This window comes from Pseudoclavibacter sp. RFBJ3 (genome assembly GCF_002931375.1).
Lineage (GTDB): Bacteria > Actinomycetota > Actinomycetes > Actinomycetales > Microbacteriaceae > Pseudoclavibacter.
This window is the reverse complement of the sequence record NZ_PSXZ01000004.1, coordinates 240,561-258,490: the sequence shown is the minus strand read 5'-3', so window position 1 is coordinate 258,490 and position 17,930 is coordinate 240,561. Positions and strand designations below refer to the sequence as shown.

Sequence of the window (17,930 nt, the reverse complement as noted above, 5' to 3'; positions counted from 1 at the left end):
TCTTGTCGTGCTAAGCCGACAGCAGACTCCGCGGCGAGGGGGCTTAGAGCGAAGCCTCGCCGCGGCAACGAAGAAGGAGGGTGCCGAACAGCATTGGCCCAGCGTAGCACCGAGGCGCGGAGTTCACCCGCGCGGTCAGTTGAGGCCGTGCTCGTAGGCGAAGACGACCAGCTGCACCCGGTCGCGGAGCCCGAGCTTCGCGAGCACCCGCGAGATGTGCGTCTTCACGGTGGCCTCGCTCAGGAACTCCTGTCGGGCGATCTCCCCGTTCGAGAGGCCGCGAGAGGCGAGCGCGAACATCTCTCGCTCGCGCTCGGTGAGCGTCGTGAACTGCTGCGGCACGGCGCGCGAAGCCGGAACGGCGGCCGAATAGCGCCTGATCAGGTCGGCGGTGGCCTGAGCGGCGAAGACCTCGGCACCTGTCGCCACGGTCCGGACCGCCGCGAGCAGGAACTCCGGATCGGCGTCCTTCAGCAGGAACCCGCTGGCGCCCGCCCCGACTGCCTTCGCGACCGCCTCGTCGAGGTCGAAGGTCGTGAGCACCAGGATGCGTGTTGACGACCCGCTCGCGACGATCTGCTTCGTCGACTCGAGGCCGTCCTGTCCCGGCATGCGCACATCCATGAGCATCACATCGGGCTTGAGCGCCTTCGCCAGCGAGACCGCCGCGACTCCGTCGCTCGCCTCGCCGATGAAGCGCATGTCCTCCTGGCTGTCGATGAGCATCCGGATTCCGCTGCGGAAGAGAGGCTGATCGTCGACGAGCGCGACGGTGATCTGGGAACTGGTCAAAATGTGTGCCTCTCGGTTGTGGAGCGAGTGCCGTCGCTGTCGAGCTCGGCCCCAGCGGCCCCCTGCGGCGAGGCTATGGGCAGCCAGGCGTGCACGCGAAACTGCGCACCAAGCCGTTCAGCCTGCACGTTACCGCCTGCGATGCCGACGCGCTCCGCCATGCCGACGAGTCCGTGCCCGCCCTCGCCTCTCGGGTGCGGGGGCTCCGCGACGGAGTTGAGGATCGTCGCCTCGAAGACCTGCCCCCAGCTCAGTCGCACGACGACGGGCCTCGCGGCATCGCCGTGCTTGAGCACGTTGGTCAACGACTCCTGCACCAAGCGGAACACAGCGCCCTGCGCCTGCGTGGTGAGGGTCCGAGGCTCGCCTCTCGTCTCCAGCTGCAGGTCGAGGCCGGCCGCGCGCATCCTGGAATACAGTGCGGGCAGTTCGTCGAGGCCAGGTTCCGGACCGGCCTCCTGGCTGTGCCGAAGCTGCCCGAGAAGGCCACGGACGTCGACGAGCGCGCTTCTGGCCGTCGAGGAGATCGTCCCGAGCGCCGCCTCCGCCGAATCGGGGTTGCTCTTCATCGCGTACCGCGCGCCGTCGGCCTGGGCGACGACCACGGCCAGGGAGTGCGCGACCACGTCGTGCATGTCTCTCGCGATCTGCGTTCGCTCCTGTTCAGCGGCCAGCTGCTCCTGCGCTCGGATGCGCTCGAGCTCCACGATCGCCGCCCGGTTCTTGACCTCCTGGGCCCGCAGATGCGCGCGGCGGAGGAGCCCTGCCAGCCAGGCCACGACTCCAGCCCCGACGAAGAGCAGCCAGATCAACGCCGCAGCGAACAGGAACGCGTCGCGGCTGCCCTCGACGTTCGTGGCGATGGACTCCCAGGTGAAGCTCGTCGGATTCCAGTGCGGGATGAGCGCCACGATGATCGTCGGTGCCACGACGCCGTAGACGGCGGAGCTGATGACAAGGGCACGGCTGCCATAGGCGACCGCGGCGTAGATGCTGAGGTAGATCGCGACATCCTGCGGATGCGGGCCGAACGCGAAGACCGACTTCAGCAGTGCCGCGAGCACGACGATCAGGAAGCTCGGCCATGGCGCGTAGCGCCGGATGATCATCGCGACCGTGAAGAGCACCCAGGAAGGCAGGAGCAGCCAGGTCAGCGTCGTGCCGTCCCCGGCGTCGTAGTCGAGGGGCAGGCCGAACGTGAGCGCGAAGAGGAGGCCGAGGATGATGTCGGTCACCCACTGCAGCCACGTCAGGCGGTAGGTGTGCGCCTTCCACAGCCCGCCGACTGCCGTGAAGAAGGACTCCCGCGGCTGTCCACCAGCCGCGAGAGCATCGACGGACCCCGGCTCAGAAGCCGAGGCGTCCGAGCTGCTTCGGGTCACGCTGCCACTCCTTCGCCACCTTCACGCGGATGGAGACGATGACACGCCCCTCGGTGATCTGCGAGATCTCACGCTGCGCCTGCTCGCGGATGCGCTTCAGCCGCTCGCCGCCGCGCCCGATGATGATGCCCTTCTGGCTGTCGCGCTCGACGACGATGTTGACGTACAGCTCGCGCGTGACGCCGTCGTCCCGCGTCACGATCTCCTCGACCGTGACCGCGATCGAGTGCGGGAGCTCGTCGTGCACACCCTCGAGCGCCGCCTCGCGAACGAGTTCCGCCGCACGCTGCTCGAACGACTCCTCGGTCTTCATGTCGCTCGGGTACAGGGGCTCGGACTCGGGGAGCAGCCCGAGGATGATGCCCGTGAGCGTGTCCAGCTGGATGTCCTCAGCTGCTGAGACGGGGATGATGTCATCCCATTCGCGGAGACCCTGGACGTCGACGAGGCGAGAGGCCAGGACGTCCCGGCTCACGGTCTCCGCCTTCGTCACGATGGCGATCTTGCGAGCCTTGGGGGCCTCATCCAGCTGCTCGTTGATGAAGCGATCGCCCGGGCCGACGGGCTCGTTGGCCGGCACGCAGAACCCGATGACATCCACTTCCGCGACCGTCGCGTGCACGACATCGTTGAGGCGCTCCCCCAGGAGCGTGCGCGGACGGTGCATGCCGGGGGTGTCGACGATGATGATCTGTCCGTCTTCGCGGTGGACGATGCCTCGCACGGCACGGCGAGTGGTCTGCGGCTTGTCGGAGATGATGGCGATCTTCTCGCCGACCAGCGCGTTCGTCAGAGTGGACTTGCCCACGTTCGGGCGACCGACGAAGGTCACGAATCCTGCTCGGTAGTTCGTCATGCTTCGATTCCTGACTCTTGAAGTGGTTCCAGGCGGCGCGCCAGGACAGTGAGAATGCGCTTGCGGGGTCCGACTCGCTCGGCGACGAGCTCGATGCCGTCGACCACCGCCCTGTCCCCTCGTTCGGGGATCTTGGACAGCGACTTCGCGAGCAGCCCGCCCACGGAGTCGACGTCGTCGAACTCGAGCTCGATGTCGAAGAGATCGCCGAGCTCCCCAGTCGCGAGGCGAGACGACACCCGGTATCGCCCATCGAGCAGCTTCCGCGGCTCGTCATTCGGTCGATCGTACTCGTCGCTGATCTCTCCCACGAGCTCCTCGATGAGATCCTCGAGGGTCACGAGGCCCGCTATGCCGCCGTACTCGTCGACAACCATGGCGAGGTGGGTCGCGGACGCCTGCATGCGGCGCAGCAGCAGGTCGGCGCGCAGCGACTCCGGGACGAAGTCGGCGGGCCGGGCGAGCTCGACCGCGGGGCTCGCCTCCGCCTCGTTCTGCAGCGAATGCCGCACCAGGTCCTTGAGGTAGAGGATCCCGAGGATGTCGTCGCTGTCCCGGCCGATGACCGGAGCACGGGAGATGCCGGTCTCGAGGAACTGCTCGAGCGCTTCCCGCACCCCGGCGTCGCCGTCGACCGTGACCATGTCCGTTCGGGCGACCATGACTTCCCGGACGAGCCGGTCGGAGAACTCGAAGACGGAGTGGATGAGCTCCCGGTCGCCGTGCTCGAGCACCTTGAGGTCTGCTGCCTCATCGACCATGTTGAGGAGCTCCTCCTCGCTCGAGACGGAGCCGAGGCGCTGCGGACGCCCAGGGGTCACGCGATCGCCGAGCACGACGAGCAGATCTGCGACCGGCCCGATCACGAGCCGGACTCCGCGCGCGATGGGGGCCGCGAAGGCCATCACCTGCTGGGGATGCGCCCGCGCGACGCTTCGCGGACTCGTGCCGGCGATGATGAACGAAACCAGGATCATGATGGCAACGGAGACGAGGAACGCCTGCCACCTGACGTCGAAAAGATCGGTCAGGATGAGCGTCACCAGGACGGCCGACATGCTCTCGAAGAGCACGCGTGCGAACGTCAGCGCGTTGCTGTGGGCACCGGGGTCGGCGGCGATCGCCTCGATCGAGCGCTTCGCGCGGCTCTCCGCGGCGAGGTGCTCGAGCTCCGGTTTGGAGAGACGCGCGATGACCGCTTCCGTCGCGGCGAGCAACCCGCTCATCGCTACCATCAGGACGATGGCGGCGACGAGCAGAGCCGCGGTCATCTGGCGCGCTTCCTCTCCTGAAGGTGGAAGCCGACGAGGAGATCGCGCTGGAGCCCGAACATCTGCTTCTCCTCCTCGGGCTCGGCATGGTCGAAGCCCAGCAGGTGCAGGACTCCGTGGGTCGTGAGCAGCAGGAGCTCGTCCATCATGCTGTGCCCGGCGGCCTTCGCCTGGTCGGTCGCGACCTGCGGGCAGAGCACGATGTCTCCGAGCAGTCCAGGAGGCGTCTGCCGATCGACGTTGCCTGGCCGAAGCTCGTCCATCGGGAAGCTGAGCACGTCGGTGGGGCCGGGTTCACCCATCCACTGCACGTGCAGCTCCTCCATGGGGCCGACCTCGACGAGCACGATCGCGAGCTCCGACTCGGCGTGCACGTGCAGCTGGTCGAGCGCGTACGCGGCGACGCGCTGCAGGGCGCCTTCGTCGACCTCGTAGCTGGCCTCGTTGTTGACCTCGATGCTCATCGGCTTGCGTTCCTGTCCTGGCGTCGGTGATCGTCCGCCTGCTTCTTCTGGTCGTACTCGGTGTAGGCGTCGACGATGCGGGCCACGAGGGTGTGCCTGACGACGTCGTCGCTCGTGAGGTGCGAGAAGTGCACCTCGTCGATGCCGCCGAGCACGTGGGTCACGAGCTTCAGTCCCGAGGCCCCCATGGGCAGGTCGAGCTGCGTGATGTCCCCCGTGACGACCATCTTCGATCCGAACCCGAGCCTCGTCAGGAACATCTTCATCTGCTCCGGCGTCGTGTTCTGCGCCTCGTCGAGCACCACGAAGGCGTCGTTGAGCGTGCGCCCGCGCATGTAGGCGAGCGGCGCGACCTCGATCGTCCCGCTCGCCATGAGCTTGACCACGACCTCAGGGTCGAGCATTTCGTTGAGCGCGTCGAAGAGCGGCCGCAGGTAGGGGTCGATCTTGTCGTTGAGGGTCCCTGGCAGGTAGCCGAGGCGCTCGCCGGCTTCGACGGCCGGGCGAGTCAGGATGATCCGCGTGACCTCCTTGCGCTGCAGGGCCTGCACGGCCTTCGCCATCGCGAGGTAGGTCTTGCCCGTTCCGGCGGGCCCGATGCCGAAGACGATCGTGTTGTCGTCGATCGCATCCACGTACTGCTTCTGGCCGAGTGTCTTCGGGCGGATGACCTTGCCACGGGACTGCACGATGGACTGGCCGAGCACGTCCGTTGGGGTCTCCTCGCCACGGTCGATGAGCCGCTGGGAGCGCTCGACCTGAGCTGGCTCGAGGTCGACGCCGCTGCGCGCCATCGCAGTGATCTCGCGCAGGAGCGCCTCGGCTGCGACGACGTCGTCTCGCTCGCCGCTGAAGGTGATCTCGTTCCCGCGCGCGAGCACGCGCACGCGGGGGTGCTCGCGCTCGACGGACTTGAGCAGCCGGTCGCCGGGCCCGAGGAGCCGCACCATGGCGACGCCTTCAACCGTGGTGGTCTGCTCCACGAAATCAGTCCAGGTGCCGGGCTCCCCGGGACCTTGGGACGGTGAATTGTCTTGACTAGGCAAGGGATCCTTCCGAGAGTCCTCCGCCGAGGACGTGGGCGTGTACGTGGAAGACGGTCTGACCTGCTGCCGCCCCCGAGTTGAAGATGAGCCGGAATTCGCTGTCGGTGTGCTGATCGGCGAGCCCCTGGGCGACCGCGATGACCTCGGCGAGCAGTGCCGGGTCGCCTGCCGCGAGCTGGGCGACGTTCGCGTACTCCTGGGTCTTGGGCACCACAAGAAGGTGCACGGGCGCCTTCGGGCTGATGTCCTTGAAGGCGATGACCCGCTCGGACTCGAACACGATGTCGGCTGGGATCTCGCGGTTGATGATGCGCGTGAAGATGGACGGCTCTGAACTCGACATGAGACCAGCCTACGACTCGGCACTCGCGCGGGACCGAGAGTCCCACGTGCCGCTCAGCGCCAGGATCGCCGCGATCGCGGCGGGAGCCGCACTCGAGGTTCGAAGAACGCCAGCGCCGAGGTGCACGCGCCTGGCGCCGGCAGCCTCGAAGGCCTCGAATTCGCTCTCGTCGATGCCGCCCTCTGGCCCGACGACGAGCGTCAGCCCGGAAGCGCCTGCCGGGACCTGCTCGACGAGGGCCTGGCGCAGCGAGGTGTCGCCGAGCGGGTCGAGGACCAGCATCGGCGCGTGACCGGCGAGCGTTGCGACCTCACCCGTCGAGTGCAGCGGGGCCACATCCGGGACCCACGCGGCGAGGCTCTGCTTGCTGGCCTCCCTGGCGATGGATGCCCACCGCTCACGGCCCTTCTCGGCCTTCTGGTCCCAGCGGCTCACGCTGCGCTTCGCCTGCCATGGCACGAACGCCGCGGCTCCGAGCTCCGTCGCGACCTGCACGGCGAGGTCGTCTCGCCCGCCCTTCGCGAGTGCCTGGACAACCGTGACACGCGGAGCCGACTGCGCCACTCGCCGCGCGGCGAGGACCGTGACGAGTGCGCGGTCGCGCTCACTCAGAGCGAGCTCGCCGTCGACCACGAAGCCGCGCCCGTCGCCGAGCTGCACACGTTCGCCCACTCGCATCCGCGCGACCGCCATGTGCTTGGCTTCCGCGCCGCGCACCTCGACGACGCCGCCGACGCGCAGCGCCTCGTCGAGGTCCTCGACGAGGTAGAGCCACGCCACGTCAGCGACCGAAACGGTCGCGGAGCTTCGAGAACATCCCCTGCTTCTCCCGCGCGAGGCGAGGGGCCTCGTGGCGATGACGGGCAGCGAACTCCTCGATCAGCTTGCGCGACCTGCCGTCGAGCTTCGCCGGGGTCACGACCTGGACGGCGATGTCGAGGTCGCCGCGATGCGTCGAGCGAAGCCGCGTGATGCCCCGACCTCGAACGGTCAGCACCTCACCCGACTGCACGCCCGCGGGGATCTGCAGGTCGACGTCGCCGTCGAGCGCACCGACCGTGGTCGAGGTGCCCAGGATCGCGTCGGCCATCGACACCTCGACGACGCACTGGAGGTCATCGCCGTCTCGCGAGAAGACCTCGTGCGGGCGCACGCGGATCTCGAGGTAGAGGTCGCCGTTCGCTCCCCCTGCTGGTCCGGCTTCGCCCCGACCGGGAAGGTGGATGCGCAGCCCGGAGTCCACACCGGACGGGATGTCGACCGGGATGCTCACGTTCGATCGGACGCGCCCCTGGCCGTGGCACGTGTCGCACGGGTGCTCGATGACTGTGCCGTAGCCGCGGCACTGCGCGCACGGCTGGTTCGTGACGACCATGCCGAGGATGGAGCGCACCTGTCGCTGCACGGACCCGGCCCCACCGCATGCCGAGCACGTCGTCGGCGAGGTCCCTGGCGCGCAGCAGGTGCCCTGGCAGTTCTCGCAGGCGATCGCCGTCGTGACCTCGAGGTCCCGGTGCGTGCCGAACATGACCTCGTCGAGGTCGAGTTCGACGCGCACGAGCGCGTCCTGGCCGCGTTCCGCGCGCGAGCGGGGTCCGCGGGAGCCCTGCTGGCCGAAGAAGGTCTCGAAGATGTCGCCGAAGCCGCCGAAGGACTGCCCATCTGGGCCGCCCTGGTCGTACTGCCGGCGCCGCTCGGGGTCGATGAGCGTGTCGTAGGCGTGCGTGACGGACTTGAAGCGCTCCGCGGCATCTTCGGACGGGTTGACGTCCGGGTGCAGCTGGCGTGCCAGCTTGCGGTAGGCCTTCTTGATCTCGTCCTGGGACGCCTCACGGCTCACGCCGAGCACGTCGTAGTGGTCTGCCAAGAGTGGCGACTCCTTCTTTGCATCTGTGTGTGTCACGCCTGCGTTGTCAGGCGCCGGGTGCATCCGCCGAGTGATCTGGCGGTGTGGGTCAGTCGTCCGAGTGCTGCTCGTCGAGCACCCGTGACAGGTAACTCGCAACCACTCGAACGGCCTGGATATTCCTCGGGTAGTCCATTCTCGTCGGCCCGACGACGCCGAGACGCGCGTCGCTCCCGGAGCTGCGGTAGCCGCTCGTCAAGATAGCCGTCTCGCCGAGGCCCAGGTCGACGTTCTCCTGGCCGATGCTGACCGAGTAGGCCTCGGGGCTGGAGTGGAGCTCGTCGAGCAGCCGCAGGAGGACCACCTGCTCCTCGATGGCCTCGAGGACGGGCAGGATGCTCGAGGGGAAGTCACGTTCGGTCCGGGCGAGGTTCGCGGTGCCCGCCATGACGAGGCGCTCCTGGCGGTGCGCCAGGACGAGCTCGAGCAGGTTGGCGATGACGGGCGCGAAGAGCTCCGCGTCTCGCTCCCCCATGATGCCGCTGACATCCCTGAGCTCCGTCGAAGCGCGCGCGACCGTCTTCCCGACGAGGCGGCCGGCCAGCCGGTCCCGGAGCACATGCAGCTGCTCGACGCTCACCTCGGCACGCAGATGCCCGATGCGCTGCTCGACGCGGCCCGAGTCGGTGATGAGGACCGTGAGGACGCGCATGCTCGACAGCAGGACGAACTCGACGTGCTGGATGGCGGCGTTCGCGAGCGAGGGGTACTGCGCGATCGCGACGGAGTTGGTGAGCTGCGCTAGCAGTCGCACCGACCGTCCGAGCACCTCGTCGACGTCGTCGCTGCCCTCGATGAACGTCTCGATCGCCCGACGCTGCGCCCCGGAGAGCGGCCTGAACTCGGCGAGCCGGTCGACGAAGAGTCGGTAGCCCTTGTCGGTCGGGATGCGCCCGGAGGACGTGTGCGGGGCGACGATGAGCTCGGCGTCTTCGAGCTGTGCCATGTCGTTGCGGATGGTGGCCGCGGAGACGCCGAAATCGTGACGGTCTGCGATCGACTTGGAGCCCACCGGCTCACGACTCGTGACGTAGTCGGTGACGATGACGCGGAGCACCTGCATGCTTCTGTCTGAAACCACGATGCTCCTCCCTCGACGAGCTGCTGCGAGTCGGACTGGCACTCCGAACCTGAGACTGCCAATCCTACCGCTTTCCGCTCGCGCCACCAGCAGGATGCCAGGCCCTCGGAGGGCACGCGCAGTAGCGTGGGCGAAACCGACGAGAGGAACCCCGTGTCAGATCAGAACGCACCGACCCCGCCGCCAGGACACCAGGATCAGCCTCGGCAGCCGCCATACGACCGGCCGGGACCCTACGGGCAGCAGCCACCGTACGGGCAGCAGGCTCCCCACGGTCAGCAGGTCCCGTACGGACAGCAGGCTCCCTACGGGCACCCGCAGGGCGGGCAGTACCAGCAGTCGGGCCCGCAGAATGGGACAGAACCGCCCCTGACCCGAGACGGCGACCGCCTCGTCGGAACCTTCGATCACCTGCTCAACATCGTCGCCCCGGCCGTCGGGCCGCTCATCCTCTGGCTCGTCACGCGGCGGAGGGGGCCTCTCGCCGACAGCGAGGGCCGGGAGGCGCTCAACTTCGGCATCACCGTTGCGATCGTGTACCTCGGCATCGGCGTCATCTCGCTGCTCTCGCTGATCGGCGGCCCGCTGGCGCTGATCGTCCCGCTCCTCTACCCGCTGCTCTGGGTTGCCGTCGTCGTCTACGCCATTCTCGGCGCGGTCCAGGCGAACAAGGGTCTCCCCTACCGGTACCCGGTCACCTTCCGGTTCGTGAGCTGAGCCGGCTCAGGCGGCGATTCGGCGCACGATCGCGTCTGCCATGAGCCGACCGCGGAGCGTCGGGACGAGCCTGCCCTTCAGCGCGGCCCTCCCGTCGACGAGCGACTCGGCGATGAGCTCGGCGACGACGCTGGAGTCGTCCAGCTCGGAGATCGCGAGGCCCTCCCGCAGACGCGAGCCGAGCATGATCCGCTCGAAGCGCTTCGTCTCCTCGTCGAGCACTTCGCGCCCCATGGCCGGGGTGATGCCCTCAGCAAGCCTCGATGCGTAGGCGCTCGGATGCTTGGCGTTCCACCAGCGCACGCCACCCACGTGGCTGTGCGCGCCTGGCCCGAATCCCCACCAGTCCGCATCTCGCCAGTAGGAGAGGTTGTGGCGAGACGCGTGCTTGCCGTCGAGCGACCAGTTGCTGACCTCGTACCACTCGAACCCGGCCGCTGAGAGTCGCTCATCTGCGAGCTCGTACATGTCGGCCTGCAGGTCGTCGTCCACAGCGGGCACCTCGCCGCGGCGGATCTGCCTGGCCAGCTTCGTGCCCTCCTCGATGATGAGCGCATACGCGCTCACGTGCAGCGGCTCCTGCGCCAGCGCCATGTCGAGCGATCGGCGCCAGTCGTCGATGGACTCGCCGGGAGTGCCGTAGATCAGGTCGAGGCTCGGCTCGAGCCCGACTCGCTTCGCTGCGGCGACCACGATAGGGATGCGTGCCGGATCGTGGGTGCGCTCGAGAACGCTGAGGACGTGCGGGACGGCGGACTGCATCCCGAAGCTGACTCGGGTCACTCCAGCAGCCCGGAGCTCGGCGAGCTCACGCTCGCCGACCGAGTCGGGGTTCGCCTCGACGGTGACCTCCGCGTCTGGGGCGAGGCCCCAGCGACTGCGCACTCCCTCGAGCATCGCCGCAAGGTCGCTGACGGGCAGGAGAGTCGGCGTTCCGCCACCGAAGAAGACGGTGGATACCTCGCGAGGGGCACCGCTCAGCACCCGCTCGGCGATCACCATCTCCTTCTCCACCTCGCCGGCATAGCTGGAACGCGAGACCCCTCCGAGCTCCTCCGCCGTGTAGGTGTTGAAGTCGCAGTAGCCGCACCGCACGCGGCAGAAGGGCACGTGGATGTAGACGCCGAAGTCTCGTGACTCGGCGCCGACCAGTGCCTGGCCGGGGAGCTCTCCGCTCGGCGGCACCGGCTCGCCGAGCGGCAGCGCGCTAGGCGCCAAGATGGCCGTTCGGCTGGGCCGTGTTCGGGGCGAGGTTCACGTGATGCACCCGCACAGCCTAGGCGCAATCAGGCGCGCGATCAGCCGAGCACGGCCCCGCGTTGCGCTCGCGCCCAACTGACACGACTACCTTCGAGGTCATGAGCACTCAGGCGACCTCCCCAAAGCACGTTCTCGTCTCCGGCGCATCCGGAATGATCGGCCACCGTCTCATCGAGGAACTGCACGCGCACGGCCACCGCGTCACGCGGCTCGTCAGGCGCGACCCGAAGGACGCCAGCGAGTTCCGGTGGAACCCCGCCCAGCGAACCCTGGACGCGAGGGTCCTCGACGGCGTGGATGCAGTCGTGAACCTCTCCGGGTCACCGCTCAGCAAGCTGCCGTGGACCTACAACGTGAAGAAGGAGATCCTTCGCTCCCGCGTCAACGCGACGCTCACGATCACCGGTGCCATGGCGGCCTCCTCCACGCCCCCGGCGCTCCTCATCAACGGTTCCGCGTCGGGCGCGTACGGCGACCGGCCGGGGCAGGTACTCGACGAGGACTCGGCACTGCCCGAGACCGACGAGTTCCTCCCGCGTGTCGTCGACCGCTGGGAGCGCGCGGCTCAGACAGCCCCGGACGGCACCAGGGTCGTCCTCGCCCGCACCGGTCTCGTCCTGGGGCGCGGCGGTGTCCTGACCGTCCTGAAGACCCTGGCAAGCGTCGGGTTGCTCTCGCAGCTGGGTGACGGCACGCAGCACTGGCCGTGGGTGAGCCTGCGCGACGAAGTGCGCGCGCTCCGCTTCCTGCTCGAGTCCGACGACGCGCAGGGGCCCTACAACCTGGTCGGCCCCACACCCGCGACCGCCGACGAGATCCAGCAGCAGCTGGCCGACGAGCTGGGGCGCCCCTACAAGCTCAAGGCGCCATCGACGCTCATCGATCTCACCCTCCAGAAGGCGGGCCGTGAGCTGTTCCTCGCCGACCAGCAGATCCGCCCGAAGCGCCTGCTCGACGCGGGCTTCACCTTCAAGGATCGCACCGCGGGTCAGGCCGTCGAGCTGGCCCTCAAGTCGCCGGAGTTCGAGCCAGAGCCTGGCGCCGGGGTCTGACCCTTCGAGCCGGGACGCTCACGCCCTGGCGCGAGCGGCCTTCTCGAGGCGGATGCCCTCGCGCAGAGAAGCCCTGGCTCGCTTTCGGTCCCCCGAGGCCGAGTACGCAAGACCGAGGCGCATCCACGTCCTCCAGTCTTCAGGAGCGGCCTCGACCTCGGACTTCCACCTCGGAAAGTCCTCGTCGGCCGCCTCACGGACGACGCGTCCGCTCGGTCGCTTGGGCAGGTCGTCCTCCGGCAGCTCGCCGGCGTCCGCCATACGTCCGAGCAGTCGTTCCGTCTGCATCCCGAAGAGCAGCTCACGGGCCACGAAGACGACCGCGAGGACCGGGAACACGATGAGTGCGGCACCCATCACCTTGGCGACGATATCGCCCGCGAACAGTGAGACCGCCATGCCCGAGACGAAGACGATGTAGAGCAGCAGCAGCAGGGTCACGGCGGCGACGCCGAGCTTCGTGGCCAGGTTGCTCTTCACGAGCGACCCGACAGTCCGTCGAGGCCGAGCACGCCGTCGAGCCCGACTGTCGTGCCCCGCGTCTCAACCGCATGCGTGATGGCGAGCTTGATGCCATGCACGTAGGCCTCCTGCGAGATCGTCTCGTGGCGAATCGTCAGCACTTCACCCTCTCCCCCGAAGATCACCTGCTGATCTGCCACGACTCCACGTAGCCGCAGACTGTGGATGGGCACGCCCGAGACGAGTTGCCCCCGAGCGTCCTGCTCGCTGTTCGCAGCGGCGAGTGGCCGTTCCCTCGAGGTCGCGATGCGCTCTGCGGTCCGCACAGCGGTCCCTGACGGCGAATCCACCTTCTTGTCATGGTGCGCTTCGACGATCTCGATCGATTCGAAGAAGCGCCCCGCGACACTCGCCAGCGCGGTGCCGAGCACCGAGCCCAGAGAGAAGTTCGGGACGAAGACGACGGCACGCTCCGGAGGCACGAGGCCAGAGATACCGGCGATCCGCTGCTCGTCCCAGCCGCTCGTGCCGACGACGACGTCGATGCCATGCTCGAGGGCGAAGGGAACCGCCGCCTCCGACGCCTCGAGCCGCGAGACGTCGATGAGCACGTCGGCGCCGAGCATCTCATCGAGTGAAGAAGAACTCGTCAGCCCCGCATGGAAGCGGAGCCCATCGGTCGTCTCGAGGATCCGTGTGATCAGTGTTCCCATGCGGCCAGAAGCGCCCAGCACGGCGACCTTTGTTTCCATGCCCACAAGCGTACGGCCATCGGCAGGCCGAGCAGACGACGCGGGAGGCTCCCGGCGGCAGGCCCGACGACCTCAGACGGCGATCGAGGTGCTGACTCCCGTGCGCAGTTCCGGCGTCAGGTGCGACAGGTCGTTGAAGAGCAGCAGCTCAGCCGGCTTCCTGGTCCGCACCCGGACCACCGTGAGACCGGTGTTCACGGAGTTGAGGCCGAGCCAGCGCCAGTCTGGGGCGTCGAGCACTCGGCGCACGAATTCGCCGATCACGAAGTTGTGGGTCACGAGCAGCGTGTGGCGGTCGTCGCGGCTCTTGCTGAAGAACGTGTCGTACGCGTCGTTCATCTGCGCCATGCCGGCGTCGACGACCTCGTCAGCGATGCCGCCGAAGAAGCTGTCGTACGTCGACGGCGCGCCGTCCTGTCCCGTGGGGATGCAGTCGAAGAGCAGCGTCGACTCGAGCGCGGCGGGACCGCTCGTGTACTGGTCGATCACCGCGCTCGTCTCGACAGCGCGATCCAGCGGCGACGTGTAGGACTCGCTGAGCGGGACGCCCGCGAGCCTGCGGCCGATCAGATGAGCCTGGGCCCGACCACGCTCCGACAGCGGGCCGTCGGTGATTCCGTGCTCGGCGTTCTCCTGCTCGCCATGCCTGACGAGGTAGAGGTAGTGCGACATCAGCGGCGCTCCAGTTCGGTCCTTGCTTCCGAGGAGAGCTTACCGACCGCAGACGCGACGAGCTCCCCACTGAACATGTCGGCCGCGACGGACTGCACCTCGTCGAGCGACACGGCTTCGACCCGCGAGAGCGCCGCCTCGAGGTCGTAGAAGCGACCCGTGTGGATCTCCGCGCGCCCGAGGCGAGACATGCGAGTGTCGGCGTCCTCGATCGCGAGAGCGGAGCCTCCGGCACTCGCGCTCTTCGCGTCGGCCAGCTCCGTCGCGGTGACCCCGTCCTGGACGAGCTTCTCCGCCTCCTGGCGCAGCACCCTGACCGTCTCCAGCACGTTGTCGGGAGCGCATCCCGCGTACATGCCCGTCACCCCCACATCGGAGTGGCTGCCGCCGAACGAGTACACGGAGTAGGCGAGCCCGCGCTTCTCGCGGATCTCCTGGAAGAGGCGGGACGACATGCCACCACCGAAGATCCGATGCATGAGGCCGAATGCCTCCCTGCGCGGGTCGAGCTGCGTGATTCCCTGGCCACCGATGACCAGGGCCAGCTGCTCGAGCGGGCGCTCGATGGCCGAGAGCGGTCCTGTCGGCACCGCGGAGCCCGGCTCGAGCGTCGTGGCCCTGCGGGAGACGGGGACGGCGCGTGCGTCGAGGTCCCACCCGCCGGCCCGGAGGTTGCGCTCGAGCTGCTCGCGGACGACGTCGTGGTTGACGGCCCCCGCGATGGTCACGACGAGCTCCTCCGGACGGTAGTGCTGGCGGTACGAGCTCCACACGGCGTCGCGGTCAGCGGCCCTGATCGAGGCCGGCGTGCCGCCGATGGGCCTCGCGAGCGGATGCGCACCGAGAAGCGTCTCGTAGAACCGCTCCCAGACCACGTCGTTCGGGTCGTCGTCCGCCATCGCGAGCTCCTCGATGATGACGCCGCGCTCGATCTCGAACTCCGCGGCGTCGATCACACTCGAGGTGATCATGTCGCTCAGGACTTCGACGGCCATCGGGAGGTCGGCATCGCGGACCTTCGCGTGGTAGAGCGTGTGCTCCTTCGCGGTCTGCGCGTTCACCTCTCCACCGACGCGCTCGAAGGCCGCAGATACCTCGAAGGCGGACCGTGTCGGCGTGCCCTTGAAGAGCAGATGCTCGAGGAAGTGCGTGGAACCGTACTCATGCGGGAGCTCGTCCCGGGAGCCGACCGGCACCCACAGGCCGATGCTGGTGCTCGCCGCGCCGACGACTTCCTCGGTCAGGAGGCGCACCCCGCTCGGCAGCACCGAACGTCGGAAGAGACCGCCGTTCGACACTCGTGCTTCGATCTCGGGAAGGTCAAGTGGCAGTTCAATGGCATCGCGCATAACCAGTCAAGCCTAGAGCGTGTTGACCGTCCCGGCGTCAGCCGCGAGACAACTCCCAGCGGCTCGAGACCTCGCGAGACGCCAAAGGGCCCCGCGCACGGATGCGCGGGGCCCTTCAGAGCAGAGGTGGGCTGAGCTACTCAGCGCCTGCCTCGAGAGCGACGCCCTCTTCAGCAGCTGCCTCCTCGAGCACGGGTGCGAGCGACAGCTTGCCGCGGTCGTCGACCTTCGTGATCTCGACGAGGATCTTCTGGCCGACGCCGAGCACGTCTTCGACGTTCTCGACGCGCTTGCCACCGGCGAGCTTGCGCACCTCGGAGATGTGCAGCAGGCCGTCCTTGCCCGGGAGCAGGGAGACGAAGGCACCGAAGGATGCGATCTTGACGACCGTTCCCAGGTACTGCTCGCCGACCTCAGGGTTCGTCGGGTTCGCGATGGCGTTGACCGCTGCACGAGCGGCCTCGGCGGACGGACCGTCGACAGCGCCGATGTACACGGTGCCGTCGTCCTCGATGGAGATGTCGGCTCCGGTGTCGTCCTGGATCTGGTTGATGACCTTGCCCTTTGGCCCGATCACCTCGCCGATCTTGTCGATCGGAACGCGGACCGAGATGATGCGCGGTGCCGTGGCAGCGAGCTCGTCCGGCGTGTCGATGACGGCATTGATGGCCTTGTCGAGGATCTGGATGCGAGCATCGCGAGCCTGCGTCAGGGCGCCATCGAGAACCGACGTCGGGATTCCGTCGAGCTTCGTGTCCAGCTGGATGGCCGTGACGAACTCCGCGGTACCGGCGACCTTGAAGTCCATGTCGCCGAGCGCGTCTTCTGCGCCGAGGATGTCGGTGAGCGCCGCGTAGCGCGTCTCGCCGTCGACCTCGTCGGACACGAGACCCATGGCGATGCCCGCGACAGGAGCGCGCAGCGGCACACCGGCGTTGAGCAGCGACAGGGTGGAGGCGCAGACGGAGCCCATCGACGTGGAGCCGTTGGAGCTGAGCGCTTCCGAGACCTGACGGATCGCGTAGGGGAACTCCTCGCGGCTCGGGAGAACCGGGACGATGGCGCGCTCGGCGAGGAAGCCGTGCCCGATCTCGCGACGCTTCGGCGAGCCGACGCGTCCGGTCTCACCCGTCGAGTACGGCGGGAAGTTGTAGTGGTGCAGGTAGCGCTTCGACGTGATCGGCGAGAGCGAGTCGATCTGCTGCTCGAGCTTGAGCATGTTCAGCGTGGTGACGCCGAGGATCTGCGTCTCGCCGCGCTGGAAGATCGCCGATCCGTGCACGCGTGGCACGACGTCGACCTCTGCATCGAGCTGACGGATGTCGGCGACGCCGCGACCGTCCATGCGCTTGCCCTCACGGAGGATGCGTCCGCGGACGACGTCCTTCGTGACGGTCTTGTAGGCGGCCGACACCTGACCGGCGACGGAGGCGTCGAGCTCTCCGCTTTCGATCTTCGCGGCGATCTGCTCCTTGACGCTGGCCTTGAGCGCGTCGTCAGCATCCTGGCGCTCGATCTTGCCGGCGATCTGGTACACGTCGACGAGTTCGTCGTGCGCGATGGCAGTGACCGCGTCGAGGGCCTCCTGCGTGTACGGGAGGAAGACCGGGTACTCGACGACGGGCTTCGCGGCCTGGTCTGCGAGCTCCTGCTGTGCCTTCACGAGCTGCGTGAGGAACGGCTTGGAAGCCTCGAGGCCCTGTGCGACGACAGCCTCGTCGGGCTTCTGCGCGCCGGCCTGGATGAGGCCCCACGCGTGCTCGGTGGCTTCGGCCTCGACCATCATGATGGCGATGTCCTCGGTGCCGTCGGCCTTCGTGACGAGACGGCCGGCGACCGTCAGGTCGAAGACGGCGTCGGCGAGCTGCTCGAACTTGGGGAACGCGACCCACTGGCCGTCGATGAGCGCGAGGCGGACACCGGCGATGGGGCCGGAGAACGGCACACCGCTGAGCTGCGAGGACAGCGAAGCCGCGTTGATCGCGAGGGCGTCGTAGAACTCACCAGGAGCGATCGAGAGCACCGTCACGACGACCTGGACCTCGTTGCGGAGGCCCTTGACGAACGAGGGGCGCAACGGCCGGTCGATGAGGCGGCAGACCAGGATGGCCTCCGTCGACGGGCGTCCCTCACGACGGAAGAACGATCCGGGGATCTTGCCGGCGGCGTAGCTGCGCTCTTCGACATCGATCGTGAGCGGGAAGAAGTCGAAGTTCTCCTTCGGGTTCTTCGAGATGCTCGTTGCCGACAGCAGCATCGTCTCGTCGTCGAGGTAGGCGACGGCAGAGCCCTGCGCCTGCTGGGCGAGACGCCCTGCTTCGAACCGGATCTTGCGCTGGCCGTGCTTGCCGTTGTCGAGAACGACTTCAGAGAACTTGATTTCGGGACCTTCCAAGAGGTCTCCTCCTTCTGCGTGTGTGCACGCGAAGGGCAAGCGCGACCGGGTCTTCCCGGGCTGATCGTCAGTAGAAGACCACCGCCGAATGAGCGCCTTGAGCGCATCGACAGGAACCCACCACCGAGGA

18 protein-coding genes are annotated in these 17,930 nt (G+C 68.0%); 2 read left to right on the top strand and 16 right to left on the bottom strand.

Annotated elements, in window-relative coordinates; translation table 11 throughout:
- Window positions 1-135: 135 nt before the first annotated feature.
- The 10 genes from C5E07_RS05040 to hrcA all read right to left on the bottom strand — a co-directional run bounded on the left by C5E07_RS05040 (window position 136) and on the right by hrcA (window position 9,141).
- Window positions 136-792, bottom strand: coding sequence for a response regulator transcription factor (locus C5E07_RS05040; protein ID WP_104241444.1), 657 nt, complete (start codon window positions 790-792; stop codon window positions 136-138).
- The gene (locus C5E07_RS05035) at window positions 789-2,174 is read right to left on the bottom strand and encodes a sensor histidine kinase (protein ID WP_104298653.1); all 1,386 of its coding nucleotides are present in this window, start codon (window positions 2,172-2,174) and stop codon (window positions 789-791) included. Before C5E07_RS05035 ends, C5E07_RS05040 begins: the two co-directional genes overlap by 4 nt.
- Window positions 2,140-3,030 carry a GTPase Era gene (gene era / locus C5E07_RS05030; RefSeq protein WP_104241446.1) on the bottom strand — a complete coding sequence of 297 codons (891 nt, stop codon included), beginning with the start codon at window positions 3,028-3,030 and terminating at the stop codon, window positions 2,140-2,142. Before era ends, C5E07_RS05035 begins: the two co-directional genes overlap by 35 nt.
- On the bottom strand, window positions 3,027-4,301 hold the full coding sequence (locus tag C5E07_RS05025; RefSeq protein WP_104298652.1) for a hemolysin family protein: 1,275 nt from the start codon (window positions 4,299-4,301) through the stop codon (window positions 3,027-3,029). Before C5E07_RS05025 ends, era begins: the two co-directional genes overlap by 4 nt.
- Window positions 4,298-4,765 (bottom strand): rRNA maturation RNase YbeY, encoded by a 468-nt coding sequence (ybeY, locus tag C5E07_RS05020; protein WP_104241448.1) that lies wholly within the window; start codon window positions 4,763-4,765, stop codon window positions 4,298-4,300. The genes C5E07_RS05025 and ybeY overlap by 4 nt, the downstream gene beginning before the upstream one ends.
- Window positions 4,762-5,715: a PhoH family protein gene (locus C5E07_RS05015; protein ID WP_104242093.1), complete on the bottom strand. Its 954-nt coding sequence runs from the start codon at window positions 5,713-5,715 to the stop codon at window positions 4,762-4,764. The genes ybeY and C5E07_RS05015 overlap by 4 nt, the downstream gene beginning before the upstream one ends.
- Before the next feature lie 88 nt (window positions 5,716-5,803).
- The gene (locus C5E07_RS05010) at window positions 5,804-6,154 is read right to left on the bottom strand and encodes a histidine triad nucleotide-binding protein (protein ID WP_104241449.1); all 351 of its coding nucleotides are present in this window, start codon (window positions 6,152-6,154) and stop codon (window positions 5,804-5,806) included.
- A 9-nt stretch (window positions 6,155-6,163) separates the two neighbouring features.
- Window positions 6,164-6,934 (bottom strand): 16S rRNA (uracil(1498)-N(3))-methyltransferase, encoded by a 771-nt coding sequence (locus C5E07_RS05005; RefSeq protein WP_104298651.1) that lies wholly within the window; start codon window positions 6,932-6,934, stop codon window positions 6,164-6,166.
- 1 nt (window position 6,935) lies between these two features.
- Window positions 6,936-8,021 (bottom strand): molecular chaperone DnaJ, encoded by a 1,086-nt coding sequence (gene dnaJ / locus C5E07_RS05000; protein ID WP_104241451.1) that lies wholly within the window; start codon window positions 8,019-8,021, stop codon window positions 6,936-6,938.
- An 88-nt stretch (window positions 8,022-8,109) separates the two neighbouring features.
- On the bottom strand, window positions 8,110-9,141 hold the full coding sequence (hrcA, locus tag C5E07_RS04995) for a heat-inducible transcriptional repressor HrcA (RefSeq protein ID WP_104241452.1): 1,032 nt from the start codon (window positions 9,139-9,141) through the stop codon (window positions 8,110-8,112).
- Between the two features lie 153 nt (window positions 9,142-9,294).
- On the opposite strand from hrcA, the gene C5E07_RS04990 reads away from it, so the two are divergent.
- Entirely contained in the window at window positions 9,295-9,858 is a 564-nt protein-coding gene (locus C5E07_RS04990; RefSeq protein ID WP_104328135.1) for a DUF4870 domain-containing protein, read from the top strand.
- Window positions 9,859-9,864: 6 nt separating this feature from the next.
- On the opposite strand, the gene hemW is transcribed toward C5E07_RS04990, so the two are convergent.
- Window positions 9,865-11,076 (bottom strand): radical SAM family heme chaperone HemW, encoded by a 1,212-nt coding sequence (hemW, locus tag C5E07_RS04985; protein ID WP_104298649.1) that lies wholly within the window; start codon window positions 11,074-11,076, stop codon window positions 9,865-9,867.
- 140 nt (window positions 11,077-11,216) lie between these two features.
- Between hemW and C5E07_RS04980 the strand changes: the two genes are divergently transcribed.
- The gene (locus C5E07_RS04980; RefSeq protein WP_104298648.1) at window positions 11,217-12,170 is read left to right on the top strand and encodes a TIGR01777 family oxidoreductase; all 954 of its coding nucleotides are present in this window, start codon (window positions 11,217-11,219) and stop codon (window positions 12,168-12,170) included.
- Between the two features lie 18 nt (window positions 12,171-12,188).
- On the opposite strand, the gene C5E07_RS04975 is transcribed toward C5E07_RS04980, so the two are convergent.
- The 5 genes from C5E07_RS04975 to C5E07_RS04955 form a co-directional block, all read right to left on the bottom strand.
- A complete protein-coding gene (locus C5E07_RS04975) occupies window positions 12,189-12,650 on the bottom strand; it encodes a hypothetical protein (RefSeq protein ID WP_258063132.1) in 462 nt (153 codons plus the stop codon).
- Window positions 12,647-13,384, bottom strand: a complete 738-nt coding sequence (dapB, locus tag C5E07_RS04970) for a 4-hydroxy-tetrahydrodipicolinate reductase (protein WP_104298647.1) — start codon at window positions 13,382-13,384, stop codon at window positions 12,647-12,649. Before dapB ends, C5E07_RS04975 begins: the two co-directional genes overlap by 4 nt.
- 72 nt (window positions 13,385-13,456) lie before the next feature.
- Window positions 13,457-14,056: a histidine phosphatase family protein gene (locus tag C5E07_RS04965; protein WP_104241457.1), complete on the bottom strand. Its 600-nt coding sequence runs from the start codon at window positions 14,054-14,056 to the stop codon at window positions 13,457-13,459.
- Window positions 14,056-15,405, bottom strand: a complete 1,350-nt coding sequence (locus C5E07_RS04960) for a pitrilysin family protein (protein ID WP_104241458.1) — start codon at window positions 15,403-15,405, stop codon at window positions 14,056-14,058. The genes C5E07_RS04965 and C5E07_RS04960 overlap by 1 nt, the downstream gene beginning before the upstream one ends.
- A 136-nt stretch (window positions 15,406-15,541) precedes the next feature.
- Window positions 15,542-17,800 (bottom strand): polyribonucleotide nucleotidyltransferase, encoded by a 2,259-nt coding sequence (locus C5E07_RS04955; RefSeq protein ID WP_104298646.1) that lies wholly within the window; start codon window positions 17,798-17,800, stop codon window positions 15,542-15,544.
- Window positions 17,801-17,930 lie beyond the last annotated feature (130 nt).

What these genes read in the sequence shown, in the direction of transcription:
- dapB (WP_104298647.1), bottom strand. Translation starts at nt 13,384, where the DNA reads ATGGAAACAAAGGTCGCCGTGCTGGGCGCTTCTGGCCGCATGGGAACA.
- C5E07_RS05010 (WP_104241449.1), bottom strand. Translation starts at nt 6,154, where the DNA reads ATGTCGAGTTCAGAGCCGTCCATCTTCACGCGCATCATCAACCGCGAG.
- C5E07_RS04965 (WP_104241457.1), bottom strand. Translation starts at nt 14,056, where the DNA reads ATGTCGCACTACCTCTACCTCGTCAGGCATGGCGAGCAGGAGAACGCC.
- ybeY (WP_104241448.1), bottom strand. Translation starts at nt 4,765, where the DNA reads ATGAGCATCGAGGTCAACAACGAGGCCAGCTACGAGGTCGACGAAGGC.
- C5E07_RS05025 (WP_104298652.1), bottom strand. Translation starts at nt 4,301, where the DNA reads ATGACCGCGGCTCTGCTCGTCGCCGCCATCGTCCTGATGGTAGCGATG.
- era (WP_104241446.1), bottom strand. Translation starts at nt 3,030, where the DNA reads ATGACGAACTACCGAGCAGGATTCGTGACCTTCGTCGGTCGCCCGAAC.
- C5E07_RS04980 (WP_104298648.1), top strand. Translation starts at nt 11,217, where the DNA reads ATGAGCACTCAGGCGACCTCCCCAAAGCACGTTCTCGTCTCCGGCGCA.
- C5E07_RS05015 (WP_104242093.1), bottom strand. Translation starts at nt 5,715, where the DNA reads ATGGTGCGGCTCCTCGGGCCCGGCGACCGGCTGCTCAAGTCCGTCGAG.
- C5E07_RS04960 (WP_104241458.1), bottom strand. Translation starts at nt 15,405, where the DNA reads ATGCGCGATGCCATTGAACTGCCACTTGACCTTCCCGAGATCGAAGCA.